The following is a 22,341-nucleotide window of genomic DNA, read 5'->3' on the forward strand; positions in this document are numbered from 1 at the left end:
GAGATTGCGGAATGCCATATGGGGTGAGGAGAAAATGAATCATAATTACGAAGATATTCTATATTTACCGCATCATGTGTCCAAGACGCATCCGCATATGCTCATAGCCGACCGGGCGGCACAGTTTTCGGCCTTCGCCGCACTGACCGGGTATGAAGAGGTCATCAGAGAGGCGGGTCGTCTGACGGAAAAAAAGATAGAACTGGACGAAGATGCAAAAGCGCTTCTGGATGAGAAGCTGCGGATGCTGCAGGAAAGGATAGAGGAATGTCCCCAGGCGGTGATTACTTATTTCTGCCCGGACGGGAAGAAGGCTGGAGGGTCCTATGTGACAGTCAGGGGCCGGGTCAGGAAAATCGACATATATGAGCGGGTGCTGGTGATGACAGACGGTACCAGGATAGCTGTGGGGGAGATTGTGCAGCTTATATGACTTCCTATACAGATTCTGTCACTTTCTATAATTCGGGCAGTCCGAATTTGACCAGGCAGGGATTCGATGATATATTTGTAGTGGAAAGAAAACAGGGTAGTATATAGAAATAGCAGTTTCAAGATCTGTATACAGAAAGGTATGGTCTGGAACCTGCAGGGAGTGGAGGATGTCTGCAAAGGATAAAATAACGATCGATAGCAGAACCAATATTTTTGTGAAGGTTATGGTCAGTTTTCTGCTGATCATTCTGGTTCCCACGGTGATCATGGGGATTGTATGGTATCAGGATATCAGGAAGAAGAACCATGGGGACATAATGGAGAAGGAAAGCCGCAGCCTTGCAGAAGTGCAGGAGGCATACAGGCGTATTGTCAGTTCCGTGGAACAGGACCTGGTAGGTGTGCTCTATGGCACAGCATACAAGAATTATATGACTACAAAAAAGCCGGAGCATATGATACGTGTGATGGCAGAAGTCTCCAGAATTACTAACTGGAACCCTTCTCTGTATTCTGTATATCTATATGAAACGGAAACCGGGAAAATCTGGGATTCTACCTCGAAACAGCAGAGTCTGGAATCCTTTTATGATACTGCCTGGTCGGAGCAAAGGGCTTTAGCAGTCAGTGTGCAGTACCTTCCTGTTCGAAAAAGCATGGATGAAGGCTTTCTTGAAAAGATACCGGCCGGCGGCATGGCCTCACATTATTCAGTGAAGAATGTAATGACGATGATCACGCCCCGGGAGATGCGGGGGGTTCTGGTGGGGAATATAGATATGGAAGCCCTGGGAAAGGAATTGTTCAAACAATTTGGACGCAAGGGCAAGCGCATCTGTCTGTTCGGGAGAGAGGAGGTGCTGTATGACTCTTTTCTCGACAGGGAGAACGGGGGGACAGAGGCCGGGAATCTGGACTGGCATGCACAGGAAGGGTTTTACATGGCCCGGGGCGAGGAACGGTATTATTTTGCATGTGCCCTGACAGAGGAAGTTTACTATATGGAGTCCATTCCGCTGGACATTATGTACAGCGACAGCATTGGATATGGCAGCTATATTGTGAGGGTGGCGGGAATCGTCCTGGCGGTGATGCTGGCCCTGGCTTTTCTGATAGCAGCCCGGATCTATAGTCCGCTGAGCGAGTTGTACAATGTGGTCAGTGTGTACCGGAGGAAAGCAGGTCTGGCAGGACTGGACGAGGAGGCGGAGGGACATGCCATCAAGAAGGCATTCTTCCATATGAAAAATGTGAAAAAAACGGAGGCGGATGCCCGTATTCAGGAGGCTTTTGTCAGTGCGGCCAAGCTGCGAATGCTCTTCGACGGCATCCTCGTCCAGGAGCATTTCTTCCAGGAAACTGCTGCGATCTTCGGTTCGGGGGAGAAGAAACAGTGTTCTCTGCTGCTGTGCAGACTGCGGGAGAACCTGGAGAGTGGGGAAAGAGAAACACGGAACAGACGGCTCCAGGAGACTCTGGACGTATACCTGATGGCCAGGCTGGAGGGAATCCTGTCTGAGACATCAGCCGGGGACTTTGCCGTGCTTTTCAGCGGAGACACGAAGGAGGAAATCCAGAGGTCGGAACAGTTTCTGGTGCGAATCTTCAATGAACTGACAGGGGATGACAATTATTTTGCCTCCAGCAAGGCTTTCTCTGTAAAGGAATCCATTCAGGAACAGTACAGGCTCTGCAGGATCAGTCTGGAGAACGAAGCATTTTTCAGGAGAAAGGACAGCAAAAGGGGAATGGTATATCCCCTGGCAGAAGAAAATTACAACTACAAAAGTATGCTGGCGTATGCACCTTTCCTGATCCGGGCCATTGTCACAGGAGAAGGAGAGTCCCTTTCAGAAAAACTGGCAGAACTGCAGCAGGAAATCTGTACTATGGGCAGAAAGGATTACGCCCAGAACCTTTGTGCCAGGATTCTGGGGGAGATCGACAAGGAACTGGGGCTGGAACCCCTGGAGGACAGCCATGGAGATCCTCTCAGGGAAGTGTATGAAATACAGTCCCTGGATCAGCTGATAGAATATATGCGTAGGATTCTGTCCAGGCGGCTGGAGTCCATGAACAATCAGAAGAATCGTCAGAAGGAGAATAAATACTATCTGGATGCCGTCACCTATATACAGGAAAATTACTGGAAAAATATTAACGTGACGGAGGTGGCGGATGCCATCGGTATCAGCTATGTGTATCTGAACAAAGTTTTCAAGGCCCATCATGAGAAGGAAGAGAAGCTTATAGATTACCTGAATCGGATTCGAATCCAGAAGGCAGCGGAGCTGCTACAGCAGACAGACGAGACCCTGGCAGTGATCGCACAGAAGGTGGGGTATAACAATGCACAGAGTTTTTCTCGCTTTTTTAAAAAGTATAAGGGACTGACCCCGGGAGAATGGAAGCGGCAGTACCGGGAATAGAGAAGCTGGAGGGATTACATTCCTATACAGCTTCTTTTATTTTCTATAGTCAGAAAGATTTTTTATAGAAAGTGAAGGGAAAAGCAAGAAACACACGATTGTCATGTGCGAATTTGTATGCCTATAATGAATCTGTGGACGGGCCGCATGTAAGGCGCCAATGGCGGCAGGGACATATTGCATTGCAGGGAAAAGAGAACATACAAAGGTATACCCTGCAAGAAAGAGAAAGCTGTATATGCAGCAGGAGGAGGTATGGATTGAAGAGGAAAAGAGGAGCGCTATACTATCTGAAACGTGATTTCTGGCTGTATCTGTGTGTGCTCCCGGTGATCTTGTACTATTTTATCTTTAAATATCTGCCGATGGCGGGAATCGTGATGGCCTTTCAGGATTACAATATTTTCAAAGGAATCCTGGGTTCTGAATTTGTGGGAATGGAGAATTTTCTCAAGATTTTTAAGAACCAGCAATTCTGGAATTCTATCAGAAACACCCTGGCGCTGAACCTGGCGACCCTGGCGGTCAGCTTTCCGCTGACGATTATGCTGGCTCTGATGCTAAATGAGCTGCGCGCCGTCAAATTTAAGAGAGTATCCCAATCCCTGCTCTACCTGCCCCATTTCATATCCTGGGTGGTAGTGGCGGGTATCGCCCAGAACCTGTTTAACATGTCTAACGGCACGGTGAACAAGATGCTGGAGGGCATAGGGGTGGGCCCGATTCCTTTCCTCAGCAACAATGCATGGTGGGTTTTTACTTACATCCTGTGTAATATCTGGAAGGAGATCGGCTGGGGAACAATTATCTATCTGGCAGCCCTGACGGGGGTAGACGAGAGCCTTTATGAGGCTGCATACCTGGATGGAGCAACCAGACTTCAGAGAATCCGTTATATCACATTGCCTATGATCAAGTCGGTGGCAGCTACCATGCTGATTCTGAATGTAAGTAAGATGATGAGCATTGGCCTGGATGCGCCATTGCTTCTGGGCAACACAAAGGTGATGGCCATCTCGGAGGTGATCAGTACCTATGTATACCGGCTGGGTATCGAGAAGGCCCAGTATGACCTGGCCACAGCCATCGGCCTGTTTCAGTCATTGGTAAATATTGTGATACTGGTGGTGGTGGACCGGGCTGCGAAGCTTATGGGAGAGGAGGGAATTCTATGAGAGGGGAAAAAAGGAAGTTGTCTTTTGGAGAAGCTCTGCTGTATGTTATTATTACCCTTATCGTAATTCTGTGTACGTATCCTTTCCTGAATGTCCTGGCCTGTTCTGTCAGTGGAAAGGCGGCCGTGCTGGGAGGGAAGGTAACATTTTATCCCATTGATTTTCAGCTGGATTCTTACCGGGAAATCTTTAAACAGCAGTCTATCTGGCTGTCCATGCGGGTGTCCTTTGTTGTGACATTGTCCGGGACTGCTCTGGGGCTTGCATTAACCATAGCGGCAGCTTATGCCCTGTCCAAGGAGAAGCTGAAGGGCAGGAAGATTATCAGCGGATTTCTGTTGTTTACCATGTATTTTGGAGGAGGTATCATTCCCACCTTTATCGTGGTGCACGGACTTGGCATGTACGATACTTATGCAGCTCTGGTGGTGCCCTCTGCCATGAGCGTGTTTAACTTCATTGTGATGAGGACTTTCTTCCGGGAATTGCCAAAAGAACTGGAGGAAGCTGCTCTGATCGATGGAGCCGGAGACATGAAAGTTCTGTTTCAGATTGCGCTGCCTCTGTCTGTACCGATTATCGCCACAATAGGGTTGTTTTATGCAGTGGGGTATTGGAACGATTACTTCAGTTCCCTCATCTATATTCAGTCAGGGGAAAAATTCTCTCTGCAGCTGCGCCTGCGGCAGATGCTTTTTGCCAATGAACTGAACCAGGCTTCAATGGCGGCAGAGGGCATGGGCACCCAGGCCATGCCAGAATCCCTGAAGATGGCTACCATTGTGTTTGCTACTCTGCCCATTATTGTGGTGTATCCCTGGCTGCAGAAGTATTTTGTGAAGGGTGTTATGTTGGGATCGGTGAAAGGGTGAGCATATAAAAGAAAATGTTTCAGAGAAATGCAGGCGGCGGGATGTATGCTGCCCGTGAGAAAGAACAGCTGCAGGTATCTGCGGCGGAATGGAGTGTATGATGTTAAAGAGGAGAAATGGATTTAGTGCGGCCGTACTGGCCACTGTATTGACGGGAAGTATACTTCTGGGAGGCTGTGGCCAGGGGGAAGGAGGCGGAGCATCATCCGCCGACACAGAAAACCGGGAGAGTACACCTGGGAGCAATTCTCAGACAGAGTCCGGAGAACAGGCAGATGGAAAGGATGGGGAGGAGGCCAGCGGCTATCAGACCACCTATGGAGATAAAACGTTTGACAATGTGACCATCACGGTAGAGATTTTTGACCGAAGCAATGCGCCGGAGGGTTCCACTGTCACAGATAATAAATGGACAGAATATATCAACCAGGAGATGAACAAGGTAGGTATCAACGTGGAATTTGTGGCTGTGCCCAGAAGTGAAGAAGTGACGAAGCTCCAGACTATGATGGCGACAGGTACTTCTCCTGATCTGACCTTCATTTACAATATTGAGGTGGCAAAGTCCTATTTTGAAGAGGGTGGTACCTATAACCTCAGCGAATATGTTGACGGAGCAGACCAGGCCAGGAATCTGAAAGCTTATGTGACGGAGGATGTGCTGGATTACGGGCGCAACGAGAACGGTGAATTGTTCGCTGTCACAGCCAGAAGAGCCAGTGGAGCCATGATGGAGACCTTTATCCGCAAGGACTGGCTGGATGAGCTGAATATGGAAATTCCCACTACTGTGGAGGAGTTGCATACGGTACTGAAAGCATTTAAGGATAAGTATCCTGACTGTGTACCCTATTATTCCGCACAGTTTGGTGCTTATGCTCTGGCACCGCTGGCACATTCCTTCCTGGAATCCGCGCCGGATGGAAAGACCTACAACAAGAATTTCTGGAATCTGCTGTATAAGGATGAGGGCGCGGTAGAATATCTTAGATTTCTCAACACATTATACAACGAGGGCCTGGTGGAAGCGGAGTACTATACGGCCGCGGACGGAGAACTTGGGAAGCTGGCGGTAAACGGCCAGGTGGGTGTATACGAGGCAAATGTGAACTATAATGTGGCAACGGACAGAGGCTCATTACTGCAGACCTTAAAAGAAACCGATCCGGATGCAGAGTATGTCTCCATTCCGCCTTTCAAAAATGTGAATGATGGACAGCTCTACAACCCCGGCTATGCTTTGAACGGTATGTCCATCTTCGTTCCAAAGACAGCAAAAAATGTGGAAGCCTGCATTACTTACCTGGACTGGCTGGCTACCCAGGAAGGAGGATTTACCCTGTATCATGGCTTTGAGGGAGAGCATTTCCAGTATGAAGACGGAGTACCTGTGGTCAAGGATATGGATTACAATGCAAAGGATAAAGACTGGATCTGCAATGATCTGTTCCTGGTAGGAAACAGCGGATACTTTAAGTCAGAAAAGGACTTTATGGAGTCCACAGCCCAGAGCTATGGCGAGTGGAAGCAGTATGTGCTGGACAATTATGTCAATGCCACGGCAGGGACGGTGAGAAGTCAGACAGTGTGGGTATCTCCTACTCACAGGGAGAATTCTACAGAACTTGGACTGGCCGGGGATGAATATTTGGTGAAATGTATCACCTGCGCACCGGGAGAATTTGACGCCAATATCGAAGCCTACCGGGCAGCCTTGAAGGAAGCGGGGGCGGACGATATTCAGAAGGAATATGAGGATTATTACGATTCTTTTAACTGAGACGGAGAATTCTGTTCGGTGAGAAGGAGCTCAGATATAAAGAAATCATTTTGAGTGTGAAAGGAGACTGTTGTGCAGGTGGCAATGAGATCTGTGCAGCAGTCTCTGATTTTTTCAATTGATTTATATATGGCTTATAGCGTACAGAGGAGTATAAAATGGAAAGAAAAAATTACTGTTTTCCTTTTTTCTGGCTGCGGCAGGGAAGAAGGCAGGAACTGCCAGGCCGGATACAGGAGGTATATGAAAGCGGATGCAGGGCTTTTTGCGTAGAATCCAGGACACATGAGGATTTCTGCGGGCCGGAGTGGTGGAAGGACCTGGAGGTGATTTTGGAGGAAGCCGGGAAGCGGGGGATGAAGGTCTGGATTCTGGATGACAGGCATTTTCCTACAGGATATGCCAACGGAGTGTTGGAGGAAGGCGGGGAAACAACTGACAGTGACAGACGCTGGTTCCTGCGGGAACACCATGTGGATGTAGCGGGTCCTGCCCGGGAGATTGCGGTGTTGTGGCCGGGGTTGGAACCGGGGGAGAATGTGCTGGCAGCAGTGGCTTACCGCAGAGCAGGAAGAGGGGAGGAGCTGTCCGGAAGGGGGATAGATCTGACTGCGAATGGGGAAGGAGGATTCCTCTACTGGGATGTTCCGGAAGGGTATTACAGGATATTTTTCCTGATCAGGACCTTTCGGGGGAGACTTCCGGAACAGGCAGCTTATATCAGCGGATTGACCGGGAGTTCCGTGAAAAGACTGATTCAGGCGGTATATGAGCCGCATTATATGCATCTTTCCCGATATTTCGGAACGGTTCTGGAAGGCTTCTTCTCGGACGAGCCAGGGTTGTACAGTCAGCAGACAGGGCACTGGGGAGAAGACGCGGGACAGTATTACCGGACCCTGGGACAGCCGGGACTGGCACTTCCCTGGACGGAAGAGCTGCTCTTTGTAATGCCAAAACGGCTGGAGGAGGAAGGGATACCTTCCGGTAAGGGAGAGATATATGGTCTGCTGCCACTGCTCTGGTATCCCCATCGGGAGCTGGCTCCACAGGTCAGGCTTGCCTACATGGACGGGGTTACGAGATTGTGGGAATGTCATTTTTCCGGACAAATCGGGAAATGGTGCCGGGAACATGGGGTGTTGTACACAGGACATCTGATTGAGGATATGGGAGCGCATATGCGCCTGGGCGCCGGTGCGGGACACTATTTCAGAGCTTTGTCAGGCCAGGATATCAGCGGGGTTGACATTGTGCTGCAACAGGTCCTGCCCGGGTTCGCAGGATATGATGCCGCCTCCATTGTGGCCGGCGGTGTGGCCGGCAGCGAATTTTTCCACTATGTGCTGCCAAAGCTGGCTGTTTCCCTGGCCAGGATGGAGTCGGAGATGCAAGGCAGGGCTATGTGCGAGGTATTCGGAGCTTATGGCTGGGCGGAAGGGGCCGATTGCATGAAATGGCTGATGGACTTCCTGCTGGTCAGGGGAATCAACCGCTTTGTGCCTCATGCTTTCTCAGACCGTTATCCGGATCCCGACTGTCCGCCCCATTTCGGTGCTATGGGAAATGACCCGCAGTTTCCGGGTTTTTCCAGCGTGATTCATTATGTAAACCAGGTCTGTCATATACTGGAGGGAACTGACCTGCAGGCGGCAGGGGCCATACTCTACCCGGCGGAAGGGGAGTGGATGAGTACTCCACGATATTGCACCCCGGACAGAATTGCCCGGGAGTTGTACGATGCCCATGTGGATTTTGATATCCTGTCTCTGGACTACCTGGAGCAGGGGCAGATCCGGGAAGGGAAACTGGAGGTGAATGGATATGAACATACCTTTCTGGCAGTTCCTTATGCAGAGCAGTATCCAAAGAGGCTGTATCAGATACTTCGCAGAATGGAAAGTCAGGGGCTGACGGTATTCTGGCAGGACAGGCCGGAGGCTTTCGATAAATTTTCAGAGGGGTTGATTCGGGAAATACGAGACAGAAAGCTGGCCTGGCAGTATGGAAACGTACCTGCGGGATTGCGGATTGGATGGTTTCAAAAAGGAAGCGCCAACTGGTTCATGCTGTTCTGGGAGGAGATCGGGGAGCCCTGTGACTGTGTGGTGGAGCTGCCCTGTGATGGAGCTTTTCTTCGAATCGACCTGATGGGAGAAAAAGTGACCAGAGGGGAGGCAGTGGAGGGAAAAGTGCATGTCAGCCTTACACCGTACCAGTCGTGCCTGATTGGATTTGATGATTTTTCGGAAAAATACTCAGCGGGAGCAGGCACAGAGGATCGCTGGGAAGAGGTTACGATTCCAGACCTTTTGTGGGAGATTGGACTGAAAGAACAGGGACTGGAGAAGGACTACCGAATAGTGAGGGAGGATTCCACGCTGTTTGCCATCACCGGCAGAAAGGGCTGGCCCCGGTTTTCCGGGAATATCCGCTATCGTACATGCCTGAAGCTGGAGGCTCCGGGAGAGTGGGGAATCGATCTGGGAGATGTGGGTGTCACAGCAAGGCTCAAGGTAAACGGCAGGGAGCTCGGCATACGGATCTGTTCGCCCTACCGGTGGGAGATCTCGGAAGCGGTCATTGCGGGAGAGAACTTTTTGGAAATCGAGGTGGCCAACACGTTAGTGCATCGTGTCAGAGATCGCTTTTCGGAGTACATGCAGATACGACCCGGTGGTTTGCTGGGGCCGGTGCGGGTGTTTAAAATTGTTCCTGGTTCACAGTGAAGACAAACCTTTCCGGCATCTTTACAAAAGGTGAAAATAATAGTATACTTTGAACAAATTTCGAGAACAAAACTGATTGAGGGGAAACAGCTGGCTTGCAGGCAGGGTACTGCTGCTCAGCGGGAGATGGCAGAGGAAATTCTGAAAATTGTAAGGGACAACTGGGAAAGCTTAGCTGTGAAGTACAGCATTCCCCGTGGCAGGATGGAAGACATGCGCCCTGTATTCAGTGCCTGTTACGAACATCTGTAGCCGCCATGGTCATACAGAACAGATTGACAGATTCCATGGAGAGGAGCATGTATATGCCGTGGAAAGGGAATAGCAGACGACTGGATTTCGGGAAGAGATGGCAGAACGGGCAGTCATCAGATAAAAATGTACTGCGCAATATTATATTTTCTTATCTGCTGATTATGGTAGTGATTGTCGGTATCTGGATTGTGTCCATGCGGCAGATGTCCCGGGTGATTGCATCTCAGAACGAAATCATCTATAAAAATGTACTGGAAGTACTGTCCATGAGTATGGACAAGGATCTGGCGATTATGGAGAGAACGGCATTGAGTATTGCGCTGTCTAAGGAATCCAAACAGCTGCTGTCCTCCTGGAAGGAAGAACGGGGCAATATCCTGCAGATCAGGAGCCTGAAGGAAAGCATGGCCAGCGCCATGGCCAACCAGAGTGTAATTACCAACTGCTTTGTCTATATGCGGAATAAGGATTATTGCATCGCGTACAACACATCCGGCCCTACACTTACGTATTACCGGACTTACATTGCCGGGCTGGGAGCGGAATATGAGGAATGGGTGCAGTGGATGGACGGGATGGAACGCAACGGCTATTACCTCCTGGAGACAGAAGGAGAACAACATATCTATTATGTGTATCTGATGCCCCTGAACAGCTTTCGAAGGGAGGCAATCATTTTCCTGGAAATGTCCAGGCAGGGGATACATGAGCGTCTGAAGCGCCTGAAAGAATCCCCGGACACACATTATGAACTGATTACTTCTAATGGCGTTTCCATTCTGGGTGAGAGTGACGGGGAGGAGGACTGTCAGGTCATAGAGCTGATCTCCGGGGAATCCGGGTGGACTTACCGCAGCTATGTCCAGAACCGTCAGTTCGACAGATATCTGTCAGACTCCACCAGGCTTATGCTTCTGGGGATTATCGGTATTACGGTCATCTGTGCGGCCGCACTGCTTATCTCTTTTAAGGCAAACTATCTGCCATTAAAGAAAATCATCAACAGTTTGGAGATGTCCATGGACAGACCTAAGGGTAAGACCGGTGAATATCGGTATGTGTGGGATTCTTTTGAACATTTGCTTCTGACCCAGAAGAAGAATCAGGGGGAACTGGAGGCAAACCGCAGGAAGCTGAAAACCGTGTATCTCCAATATTTGCTCAGCGGCAGATGCAGGCCGGAGAATATACATACCAATGACCTGAAGCTTTTTAATCTTGACTTTCTGGAGAACGGTTTCCGGGTGCTGGCATTTGTACTGACCTCCGAGGAGGATGCGGAGAAGAGCGGTTATATTTTCCGGGAAAGGGGGATTTACCCGGATGAATCGCTGTCTGTGGACGCTACCTTCGGCCGCAGTCAGGGGAATGTTCTGTATTATTTTCTGAGCAGACCCGAAGAGAGGGATTCTCAGCAGGAGACATTGGGCTGCTTACAGGACGAACTATCCCTCAGGGGATATTCATGCCATATCTGTGTCAGCAATGTGTATACCGGCAGCTTAAAGGCTTATGCCGCTTATGAGGAGACCACAGAACTTGTCAGGACGGTTCCCTGGAAGCCGGGAGTCCCCGGTCTGCTGTTCTATGAAGACTATCTCAGAGACAGGCGGCAGAACCGGCTGAAGGAAGATATTACAGCATATATTATGGCCAATTACAGCAATCCGGCCCTCAGCGTGGAGGATGTCTGTGCCGCATTGGGGAAATCGGCCTCCGGGATCAATAAGCAGCTGAAGGAATCGGGTTGTGAGAGTGTGCTGTACTATATCAACCAGGTGCGCGTGGAGGAGGCAAAACGCATTTTCAGGGAAGCAGCAGGTCAGCTTTCTGTGAAAGAGGTCATGCGGATGGCCGGCTATGAGAATCAGAATACTTTTACCCGGGTATTTCGAAAATATGAAGGCATGACACCATCAGAGTATGCTGCCAAGGTGCAGAAGGCATGAAAGCTATTTTAACTGTTCTGTTGTATAAATTGCATAATTAAATCAAGTAAACAGAAAAGGAATTGTCTACTATATTGAAATTAGTGACAGATTCCTTTTTTTGTGGACTGACAAGTCCGGGAAATCGTGATATCTTTTGGTAAACATGGCCATGTTAATACTGGAAATTATGATTCAAAAATGGAGGACCTGTAATGAAAACGAAACGATTGATTGCTCTATTGGCCGTTCTGACAATGCTTGCAGTTACTGCCTGTGGGAACGAAACCGACGGAAGCGCTGGCAATGAAAGCAGTAATATGTCTTCGCAGCCATCATCCGGCGGCTCTGCCGAAGCATCCGGCGCCTTGGAGGCGGGATCACAGGAAACAGATGCCTTTTCCTATCCAATGGCAGATATCACACTGACCGTAAACATGGACACCGATCCTTATGATATGACGGAATATCCTTATCTGGCAGAGGAAAATTTCTTCTGGAATGTATTGAAGGAGAAAACAGGCGTAACCCTGAAAAATTTCGGGCCAACGCCGGAGGCTTATGTCTTTGATGAGGACTTCCTTGTGATGCTGCTTTCCGGGGATCTGCCGGATTTGCTGTGGGCCAACTGGGTGGAATATCCGGGAGGGCCTGCCGCCGCCATAGAGGAGGGCTACATCATTCCATTAAATGACTATGCGGCGTATATGCCTAATCTGATGGCTTATCTGGAGGCAAATCCCGAGATTGCCAATCAGGTGACCCTGGATGACGGAACCATATTCTGCTTTCCCTTTGTCAGGGATATCGGCATGCAGATTGAGACCGGTGCGGCTATCCGCCAGGACTGGCTGGATGAGCAGAATCTGACTGTGCCTGTCACTGTGGAGGAGTGGCATGATACATTGGCCGCCCTGAAGCAGGCCTATAACCTGCCTGCTCCTCTGACCTTTGAGAGCAGATGGTTCTTCCTGGAGTACGCTATGACGCCCATCAGCTCCGCCTATGAAACCACATATCCTTTCTACATTGCGGGCGGTGAGGTACATTTCGGTCCGCTGGAGGAGAACTATAAGGAATTCATTGCGGAGATGGCCAGCTGGAACGCAGAGGGACTGATCGATCCGGATATGCCTACTGTGGACAAGAGTACTGTCACCTCCAAGATGGCAAGCGGCGAATGTGCCATCAGCATCAACCAGCTGGGTAAAATGACCAGCTGCCTGAATTCCAATGAAGGAACGGGTTATAAGCTGTCTTCTGTTCCTAGCGCGGTATCCGCAGTCGGCGAAGAGCCGAAGATGAGCCATTACAGGAACAGCTACAATGGTTCTTACTCCATATCCGTAAGTACTTCCTGCAAGGATATAGAAGCAGCCTGCAGATTTCTGGATTACGCTTACGGAGAAGAGGGCAGTATGCTGTACAATTACGGAACGGAAGGGGTTTCCTATGAACTGGATGGAGACAGCGTGAAATTCCTGGAGACTGTCACTGATAATGTGGATGTGACCGCCAACTCTGCAAGAAACGCATACGGACATTATTTCAACTGGGCTATGGTCTCCAGAGATTATTCCATTCTTCTGGATGAGGAGTCCCAGAAGATTCAGTCCGGCTGGTATGCCAATATGGAGGATTATGCGTATCCCACGGTAAATCATACGCCGCAGGAACAGCAGATTCTCAGTGATTACTGGACCAACATTGACGACTACTGCCGGGAGATGATTCTGAAATTTGTCATCGGGTCCGAGAGTATGGACAACTGGGATGACTTTGTCACCACATTGCAGAGCACCTATCATATCGACGAGGTCCTGAAGGTGAAGCAGGATGCTTATGACCGCTATATCAGCAAGTAGGAGCAGGCGCCGCTGCCCGGATAGATATCCGGGCAGGCCGGGTTCTGCGGAAACGGTTGTGTTCGGGAAAAGTACTTTGCAGGTGAGAGGTCTGTCGATAATTCCCGATAACCTCATGCATGGAAAGGAAGGTAATAATAAAGGTAATAAAGGTAATTACCGGGTAATTACCTGGGAATTTCCCATAACGGACGTATGGAAAGGAAACCTGGAATGAAGAATAAGAAAACCACAGACAGACTGACTTTTCAGAAGGACTTTCGAAGAAACTGGTCTCTGTATCTTCTGGCACTGCCGGTTATTCTGTTTTATATCATATTTCACTATGTGCCCATGTACGGCATTTCCATTGCTTTCAAGGATTTCAAGATGAACCTTGGAATATTCGGCAGCAATTTTGCAGGCCTGAAGCACTTTAAGGCATTTTTTGAGTATCCCAATTTCTGGAGACTGATTGGAAATACCGTGCGCATCAGCCTTTGCACTTTGATCTTCGGTATGCCGGCCCCTGTAATTTTTGCCCTGCTGCTCAATGAACTGCGGATGAAAAAACTTCGCTCCGTGATTCAGACAGTGTCTATTTTCCCTCATTTTGTGTCTCTGGTGGTGGTATGCTCCATCATCAAGGAGTTCTGTCTCTCAGACGGACTCTTCAACGTGATTGCCGGATGGTTCGGCATCGCGCCCAGATCCCTGCTGCAGGTTCCGGGGGCCTTTACGCCCATCTATGTAATCAGCCATATCTGGGAGAAAACAGGCTGGAGTTCTCTGATTTATCTGGCAGCCATTGCAGGGATTAACGCTCAGATCTATGAGGCCGCGGATATAGACGGAGCAGGACGCTTCCAGAAAATGTGGTATATAACCCTGCCATGCATCAGGCCTACTTTCATTATTTTGTTTATTATGGCGGTGGGCGGTGTCATGAGCGTTGGCTCGGAGAAGATATTGCTGCTTTACAATGAGACCATCTATTCTCATGCTGATGTAATTTCCACTTATCTCTACCGGAAAGGACTGCTGGAATTTAATTTCAGCTATTCTACGGCAGTGAATCTGTTTAACTCGGTCATTAATTTTACACTGGTCATGGCAGCGAACCGCATCAGCAAAAGGCTGTCGGACACCAGTCTGTTTTAGGAGGTTGTCATGATTGGAAGTAAAAGTCTGAAAAACAGGGCGACAGACCTGGTGCTGGCAGTATTCCTGACTTTGCTGGCAACAGTGATGCTCTATCCCATGCTTTACGAAGTGTTCGTCTCCTTCAGTGAGGCCGGGGAACTGGTCAAATCCAGAGGAATTCTGCTGCATCCCCTGGGCTTTACCCTGGATGCCTACAAGATTGTATTCGGTATCAGAGATATTCTCACAGGCTATGCCAATACCCTGTTTGTCATGGTATTCGGCCTGGCGGTCAATTTGCTGATGACATCTCTGGGGGCCTATTTTCTTTCCCGAAAGGCGGACCGTGTAAAGCTGCAGAAGCCGATTATGCTGCTGATTCTTTTCACCATGTACTTTTCTGGAGGGCTGGTGCCCTCCTGGCTTACAGTCAGGAACCTGGGACTTTATGACACCAGATGGGCTTTGATTCTCCCCACTGCAGTGAACACCTACAATATGATTCTGCTGACATCCTATTTCCGGTCCATTCCGGAATCCCTGGAGGAATCGGTGCGCATGGATGGCGGAGGGCATTTCACAATTCTGTTCCGGATTGTATTGCCCCTGTCCAAACCTGCAATGGCAGTTATGTTCCTCTACTATGGCGTAAGCCACTGGAACAGCTGGTTCAACGCCATGATTTACCTGCGGGATAACAGTCTGTATCCTCTGCAGCTGATTCTGCGCAACATCCTGGTGGAAGGTTCTGCCCTGAATACCAATTCTTTTTCCGTGTCCGCCATGAACTATGAGGAGATGGAGAAGAGCGTAAAGGCGGCAATGGTGGTGGTATCTACGATTCCTTTCCTGCTGATTTACCCTTTTCTGCAGAAGTATTTCCGGGGAGGGCTGATGGTGGGATCTCTGAAAGAATAGAAAGAAGAAGTGGAGAGAAATGCCATGAAAACTATAAATTTACTCACACAACAACAGAATAACAAAAGAATTGCCCTGGGCTTTCAGATTCTTTCCGAAGCCCTGGAAGGAGCAGGATTTTCTGTCCGCAGGCCAGAGCTTCCGGAATTATCCTCTTACCGGGAACTGGAAGGTGATATTCTGTATGCAGGTACATTGGAAAACGATACAGGCACAGAATGGCTGCGGCAGGAGGAGCTTTTGCTGTTCCATGCCGAAGAGCCGGGGGAGGAGGGATTTTACCTGCTCAGCTGTCCCGGACACCTCACTGTTGTCTGCGGCGGAGACGACACGGGAATTCTGTACGGCTGTCTGGAACTGGCCGGAAGAATCAGAGAGCAGGGAACTCTGCCCCGGGAACTTGCCTTCGGGGAGACGCCGGTGTACAGGCTGCGGGGACCTGCGGTGGGCCTGCAGAAGACGAAGATAGAGCCGCCCCGCCGTACATACGAATATCCCATTACGCGATCCCGGTTTCCCTGGTTCTATGACAGAGAGCTTTGGAGCGAATTTCTGGACCGCCTGCTGTGGATGCGCTGCAATGTACTTTATATCTGGAGCGGGCACCCTTTCTCTTCCCTGGTGAAGGTGGCGGATTATCCGGAGGCCCTGGAAGTGACAGAGGAGGAATTCCGGGAAAATCAGGATATCTTTTCCTGGCTTACCCGGGAGTGTGACCGCAGGGGTATCTGGGTGGTGCTGAAATTCTATAATATTCATATTCCGTATCCCTTTGCAATCGCCCATGGGCTGGAGCTGACCCAGAATAACATACATCCTCTGGTTGCAGACTACACCCGCAAGTCGATCCGGGAATTTGTCAGATCCTTTCCGAACATCGGGCTGATGGTGTGCCTGGGTGAGGCGCTGCGCGGAAACAAAAACAAGACAGACTGGTTTATCCACACCATTATCCCTGCCGTCAGGGAGGGGATGGAGGAAGCCGGGCTCACCCGGGAGCCGCCTCTGATTCTGAGAGGTCATGACTGTGACCCGCAGGATGCCATGACAAAGGCAATGCAGCAATATTCCAATCTGTATACCATGTGGAAATACAATGGGGAAGGTCTCACCACCTGCCTGCCCAGGGGAAACTGGCAGCAGCTGCACCGTTCTCTGTCAGAGATTGGGACAACTCACATTATCAATGTACATATTGTTGCGGATCTGGAGCCATTCCGCTTTCTGGCGCCGCTGTATATACAGAAATGTGTCCAGGCAGGGCGATATCGTCTGGGCGCAGACGGACTGCATCTGTATCCTATGTTTTACTGGGATTGGCCTTATTCGCCGGACAGGACGAATCCGCGTCTGCTTCAGGCAGACAGAGACAGGATCTGGTTCGAGGCATGGTTTCGCTATGCTGTACAGCCCGACCGGGAGGAAGCTGTGGAGAAAGCGTACTGGGCTGCGCGCTTTGCAGCTCTCTATGAGCTGTCCGGGGAGGACGGCGCACTGCTTCTGGAGGCTATGGAAGCTGCCGGGCGCTGCGCTCCCAGGCTTCTGGGGCGGGTGGGTATCACCGAGGGCAACCGCCAGACTTTCAGCCTGGGCATGACCATGAGCCAGCTTACCAATGTGAGCCGGTACCGGCCCAATCTGGAACTGTGGAACAGCGTGGCTGTGAGAGGAGAGCAGCCTGAGGAGTATGTCAGGAGAGAGCAGGAGGGACTGCCGCACATTGGGGAGACCCCTTATGACTGTGTGGAGGAAGTAGCTGCCCTGGCAGACGAGGCCCGGACAAAATTCCAGGCCATTAAGGAGCATGTACCGGATATGAGCGGGGAATTGTGCCGGATTGGTACAGATGTGGAGGCACTGTGGCTGCTGACCCATTCTTACTGCCACAAGATCAGAGCGGCTATGGAAGTATTGAAATACAAAGCAGGTATGGACGGAGACTGTTACGGGGATATTTCTCTGCTGGAGCAGGCTGTCCGGTACCTGGGACAGTCCCTGGAAGCTTACAGGGAACTTGCCGCGCTGACAAAGCAGACATATCTCTATGCCAACAGCATGCAGACTCCTCAGAGAAAGATTCCGTTTCCGGACGGGGAACGTTACGGTCACTGGACGGCCTGTCTGCCGGAGTATCAGAGAGAATATGAGAACCTGGTGAAGCATACGAAGGAGCTGAAGGAAGGACGTTATCGTCCCGGGAAGCAGTCCGAAGCCGGTATCCTGCCATTGCGGCCGGCCCCTTTTCGGCTGTTGTCGGATAATGCACATACTTTTGTCATGACATCCGGAAGCAGTATCTCCTGCGACAGGGTACGGAAGCTGCAGCAGCTTGTCCCGGAGCTGCAGGGGCTTACGGGAATTGCCGTGGACTTTGAGAAAGCCTTTGAGGGGAATCTGTCCGTCACTGTGGAGCTTTCGGAGGATTCCTTTATTCTGATAGGCTATATGCGGGATAAGAGTATTCAATGGCTGCAGCTGCCGGATCTGGAGACCAATACCCACGCGGATGACCGCGGCGGGCTGGCGGTGCTTTACCGGGGGGCGGTTGTGGCCGAAGGGTGTCCCGTGGCGGATATCCATGCATATCGCTATGAGGCGGGAGAGCATACTCTGTATTTCGGCACAGGCGCCTATCTGATTGCGGGTATCATTCCCGCGGATACCGTTTTGCAGCCCAGAGAGGCAGATTATGATGGAAAGGTGGCAGACACTCTGGACTGGCTATATGAGTGACAGCCAGAACGAAAAAAGGAGAGACAGATATGTATTATGGTGTATCCTATTATCCGGAACACAAGGAACCGGAAGCGCTGCGGCATGACCTGTTGCTTTTAAAGGAGTCCGGAATCAATACTGTGCGCATGGGGGAATTTGCCTGGTGCCGTATGGAACCGCAGCGGGGAGAGTACTGCTTTGACTGGCTGGAAGACGTGGTAAACGAACTGGGAAGGGCAGGCATCCGCACTGTACTGTGTACGCCTACCGCCTGCCCGCCGGCCTGGCTTGTAAGTGCACACCCTGAGATTCTGTATGTGGACAATCGGGGGGTTACCCGGCCTTTCGGCGGCAGGCGACATTATTGTTATAATAACGAAACATACAGGCGCTTTTCCGCCGGGATTGCGGAAGCGCTGGCGAGAGCACTGGGCGGGAATCCCTTTGTGCTGGGATTCCAGATTGATAATGAACCTGCCCAGGAGGGAACCGGCAGATGTCACTGTCCGGTCTGTGTGCGGAAGTTTCAGGGATGGCTGGAAGAGAAATATCAGACCATAGAAGCCCTGAACCGACATTGGGGGACCATTTTCTGGTCCATGGAATATGACAGCTTTTCCCAGATTCAGCCTCCTGTAAATACCATTGAGGTTCATGCGGAGCAGTCCATTCCGGCCTACTATGAGAATCCCGGTCTGCGCCTTTCCTATGAGCGCTTCTGCAGTGAGAGCCAGATTGAATACCAGAATATACAGGCGGAAATTCTGCGTCGATACAGTTCCCATACAGTCACGACAAATGCCACCGGACTGGCTGCCAATTCCATTCAGTATTATCAGGGATTCCGGACGCTGGATCGGTATGCATTTGACTTCTATCCGGATCTCAGGAGTGGGGAAATCAGTGCTTTTCCTTATGCGTTTGCCAGGGGAATCAAGCCGGACCGTGCTTTCTGGATTCTGGAATTCACGTCCGGCGGGGGACATAAACTTAATGGCGGCGGCCGTAAGCAATCCAGCCCTGGGGCATTGAAGCAGGCGGCCGTTCATGCGCTGGCCCACGGCGCGGAGATGTTGCTGCATTTTCAGTTCCGCTCCTTTCCCTTCGGCGCGGAACAGCTCAACTATGCTATTCTGGATGCAGATGGGCTTCCCCGGAGACGTTATTATGAAATGCAGGAGACTGCCGGGCTTCTGGAACAGTTGAAGCCGCTGGAAAAATCCGAAATCGTCAATTCCATCGCCTTCTGCTTTGACTATGATACCTGCTGGGCCCTGAAAATCAAGCCTGTAAATGAACAGAATTTCGACTATATCAAATACCAGAGCAGACTGTTTCGGCTTCTGGGCAGCAGGGGATACGGGGCGGATGTGATTTCGCCGGAGGCGGACTGGGAGAGGTATCCTGTGCTGATTCTGACCAGTGGTTTCCTTATGAGCCGCAGCCGGCAGAAAAAGGTGCGGGAATATGTGGAGCGGGGAGGGATTGTGGTCGCCACATTCCTTACTTCTGTGAAGGATGAACATAATACAGGATATACGGATTCTCTGCCGGCGGGACTGACGGATGTCTTCGGGGTGACAGTCAGCGAGGTGGAACCTGTATATGCGGACAACCATACCCGTCTGAAGCTGGAACCTGGAAAGATGTATGTAGTGGAAGATAATGTCTGGAGTGAGCTGCTGTCAGGCCCTGCCAGGCCACTGGGAACCTATGTGGAGGATTACAAGCAGGGCAGCATGGTAATCAGCAGTCATACATATGGAAAAGGAAAGGCATATTATGTCGGCACAGATCTGCCGGACCGGGCCTGGGGGGAACTGCTGGATTATATTCTGAGCACGTCAGGCATTCAGGCGTATCCATTTCTGATTCCGGAGGGAGTTTGGGTATGTTGTCGCATTCTTCAGGGCAGAGAGATTTATTTCCTTTTTCAGTTTGACAGGAAGGAGGTAATGGTTCCCGCCAAATGTCCTGTGGAAGATTATCTGACGGGAGAACGTTATGAAACGCATATTCCCCTGGCGGGAAATGGATTCTGCATTGTGAGGAAAAGCCACAGGTAACGTTTTGGTGTATTGACAGCTGTCCGTCCGTGTGCTACACTAAGTAGACAATTGAAAAACCTGATGGGGGAGTAGTAAGCGCAGGATGCGTGACAAGTCAACATACTCGACCGCTGGTCTGGCTTGTCTTAAATAACGAGACTCATACATAGCCTTTGCGTACGGATTGTGATCTGATATGCATAAGGCTGTGCGTGGGTTTTTTCTTTTGAAAAAATACGAAAGAAAGAGGACGACAAAATGGAACTGGCACTGACTGTTTTTTTATTTCTCGTGGGTATTGTATTTATTGTGAAAGGCGGCGATTACTTTGTTGACGCTGCGTCCTGGATTGCGGAAGTGAGCGGGATTCCGAAGCTGATTATCGGAGCCACCATTGTGAGTCTGGCCACCACGCTGCCTGAGATGCTGGTTTCCGTCATGGCGGCGGCAAAAGGAAGTGTGGACATGGCAATCGGGAACGCGGTGGGCAGCGTCACGGCGAACATAGGTCTGATTATGGCGATTTCCCTGATCTGTATGCCGGCAGTGATTAAGCGCAGGGATTATCTGCTGAAATCCATTCTGATGCTGGCGGCGGCCGGACTGATTGTGGCCTGCGGCTTTTCAGGACAGACCACAATGCCCATATCTATCGTATTGATTCTCATTTTCTGTGTCTTCCTGTGGGAGAATGTGACATCCGCGAAGAAGGCCATGACAGGCCAGGGAAGCGAAGGAACCAGGCGGAAACCTCAGGGGAAAGAGATTCCGGTCAATGTGACAAAGTTTATTGTGGGTGCCGTGGGAATTGTATGGGGAGCGGATTTGCTGGTGGACAACGGAAGTACACTGGCAACCCTGGCAGGCGTTCCGGAACGTGTCATCGGCGTTACGATTATTGCGGTGGGAACTTCTCTTCCGGAGCTGATTACGACGATTACCGCTATCATCAAGAAGCAGTCCTCTCTCTCTGTGGGGAATATTCTGGGCGCAAATATCATCGACCTGACACTGATTCTTCCCCTGAGCTCCTTCGTATCGGGAAAGGCACTTCCGATTGCGGAGGCTTCCGCAAGATATGATCTTCCCGCCTGCCTGGTTGTGGGATGCATTGCATTGATTCCCACTATGATCACCAGGAAATTCCAGAAATGGCAGGGGATTCTGCTGCTTCTCGCTTACGGGATTTACCTGTACCTGACGCTGGTGGTGGCCGGGTGAGCTGCCGGAGGCCACAATATGCAGCTGCAGAAGGATGATGAGCCTTTCTATAAGTGGCATCAGAAAGAAACTGGACAAAACAGACCCCTCCGCATTGCCGGGAGCAAAGTGCGGAGGGGTTTGTAATATGAACTTTAAACTATTTGAAAAGTGATATTCCGTATTTTACTTTTCGATATATTTTGTATCCCAGTGTTCCGAACAGAGATAAAACGATATACAAAGTAGAGAGGATGCCTACGGCGCCCCCGAAAATAAGAATGAGCCAATATCCGATATTCATTTATTTTTCTCCTTTACGCTGAAATGTATTTGCTGCCTGCCGAATGTCATGCCATTGCTTTGTCGGCGGAAAGGAGTCAGGATTTCTGCCCGTCCTTATGATGGATATATCTTATGATGACCGTATTGCTGTATATCTCGTGGAAGTCCACATGGGTGCGGACGACGAAAAAAAGCGGAAAGAGCAGAGAAATGAAACTGATGAGAACAAAAAGGAAACTGCCGCCTCTGCCGGGACGGGGACTGGCTCTCCGGATATGATGGCGCAGAACCAGAGTGTCTTCACACTGATTCAGTACTTTCTGCCCGTAAGCCTGGGCCGCAGGAGCGGGCTTTCCCACAGGCCGAAGAACGGAGGCGGGGGAGGCAGAGGCATCGCTGTCTTCCAGGCCGGAGCCGGCGGATTCTGTGCACGCAAAAGAGGAATCTGTCTGCATATTGCCAAAACACATTCCCCAAAACAAGATACACAATAAAATTAAGACCGTGACACGGGTTCGGCGGTCCATCAAATGCATAGCTGCCTCCGGCTGAACAGGGATACCGCATGAAGGAATCAGGATAAAA

15 protein-coding genes are annotated in these 22,341 nt (G+C 50.4%); all 15 read left to right on the forward strand.

Annotated features, from left to right (window positions below; genetic code table 11):
- Window positions 1-34 precede the first annotated feature (34 nt).
- The 15 genes from NSB25_RS00600 to NSB25_RS00670 all read left to right on the forward strand — a co-directional run bounded on the left by NSB25_RS00600 (window position 35) and on the right by NSB25_RS00670 (window position 22,250).
- Entirely contained in the window at window positions 35-433 is a 399-nt protein-coding gene (locus NSB25_RS00600; protein WP_103239684.1) for a hypothetical protein, read from the forward strand.
- A 169-nt stretch (window positions 434-602) separates the two neighbouring features.
- On the forward strand, window positions 603-2,864 hold the full coding sequence (locus NSB25_RS00605) for a helix-turn-helix domain-containing protein (RefSeq protein WP_103239622.1): 2,262 nt from the start codon (window positions 603-605) through the stop codon (window positions 2,862-2,864).
- 260 nt (window positions 2,865-3,124) lie between these two features.
- Window positions 3,125-4,039: an ABC transporter permease gene (locus tag NSB25_RS00610; RefSeq protein ID WP_103239685.1), complete on the forward strand. Its 915-nt coding sequence runs from the start codon at window positions 3,125-3,127 to the stop codon at window positions 4,037-4,039.
- Window positions 4,036-4,911, forward strand: coding sequence for a carbohydrate ABC transporter permease (locus NSB25_RS00615; RefSeq protein ID WP_103239623.1), 876 nt, complete (start codon window positions 4,036-4,038; stop codon window positions 4,909-4,911). The genes NSB25_RS00610 and NSB25_RS00615 overlap by 4 nt, the downstream gene beginning before the upstream one ends.
- Window positions 4,912-5,008: 97 nt before the next feature.
- A complete protein-coding gene (locus tag NSB25_RS00620; protein ID WP_172455071.1) occupies window positions 5,009-6,691 on the forward strand; it encodes an extracellular solute-binding protein in 1,683 nt (560 codons plus the stop codon).
- 158 nt (window positions 6,692-6,849) lie between these two features.
- Entirely contained in the window at window positions 6,850-9,420 is a 2,571-nt protein-coding gene (locus NSB25_RS00625; protein ID WP_103239625.1) for a hypothetical protein, read from the forward strand.
- A gap of 305 nt (window positions 9,421-9,725) precedes the next feature.
- Window positions 9,726-11,624, forward strand: coding sequence for a helix-turn-helix domain-containing protein (locus tag NSB25_RS00630; protein WP_172455072.1), 1,899 nt, complete (start codon window positions 9,726-9,728; stop codon window positions 11,622-11,624).
- A gap of 194 nt (window positions 11,625-11,818) precedes the next feature.
- The gene (locus NSB25_RS00635; RefSeq protein WP_146040031.1) at window positions 11,819-13,468 is read left to right on the forward strand and encodes an extracellular solute-binding protein; all 1,650 of its coding nucleotides are present in this window, start codon (window positions 11,819-11,821) and stop codon (window positions 13,466-13,468) included.
- Window positions 13,446-13,685, forward strand: coding sequence for a hypothetical protein (locus NSB25_RS00640; RefSeq protein WP_103239629.1), 240 nt, complete (start codon window positions 13,446-13,448; stop codon window positions 13,683-13,685). Before NSB25_RS00635 ends, NSB25_RS00640 begins: the two co-directional genes overlap by 23 nt.
- Window positions 13,682-14,608 carry an ABC transporter permease gene (locus NSB25_RS00645; RefSeq protein WP_103239630.1) on the forward strand — a complete coding sequence of 309 codons (927 nt, stop codon included), beginning with the start codon at window positions 13,682-13,684 and terminating at the stop codon, window positions 14,606-14,608. The genes NSB25_RS00640 and NSB25_RS00645 overlap by 4 nt, the downstream gene beginning before the upstream one ends.
- Before the next feature lie 9 nt (window positions 14,609-14,617).
- A complete protein-coding gene (locus NSB25_RS00650) occupies window positions 14,618-15,508 on the forward strand; it encodes a carbohydrate ABC transporter permease (protein WP_103239631.1) in 891 nt (296 codons plus the stop codon).
- Between the two features lie 24 nt (window positions 15,509-15,532).
- A complete protein-coding gene (locus tag NSB25_RS00655; RefSeq protein WP_103239632.1) occupies window positions 15,533-18,241 on the forward strand; it encodes a hypothetical protein in 2,709 nt (902 codons plus the stop codon).
- 29 nt (window positions 18,242-18,270) lie between these two features.
- The gene (locus NSB25_RS00660; RefSeq protein ID WP_103239633.1) at window positions 18,271-20,289 is read left to right on the forward strand and encodes a beta-galactosidase; all 2,019 of its coding nucleotides are present in this window, start codon (window positions 18,271-18,273) and stop codon (window positions 20,287-20,289) included.
- A gap of 240 nt (window positions 20,290-20,529) precedes the next feature.
- A complete protein-coding gene (locus NSB25_RS00665) occupies window positions 20,530-21,492 on the forward strand; it encodes a calcium/sodium antiporter (RefSeq protein ID WP_103239634.1) in 963 nt (320 codons plus the stop codon).
- Window positions 21,493-21,872: 380 nt separating this feature from the next.
- Window positions 21,873-22,250, forward strand: coding sequence for a hypothetical protein (locus NSB25_RS00670; protein ID WP_103239635.1), 378 nt, complete (start codon window positions 21,873-21,875; stop codon window positions 22,248-22,250).
- Window positions 22,251-22,341: the final 91 nt, after the last annotated feature.

The sequence above is a fragment of the Acetatifactor muris genome (genome assembly GCF_024623325.1).
Taxonomy (GTDB): domain Bacteria; phylum Bacillota; class Clostridia; order Lachnospirales; family Lachnospiraceae; genus Acetatifactor; species Acetatifactor muris.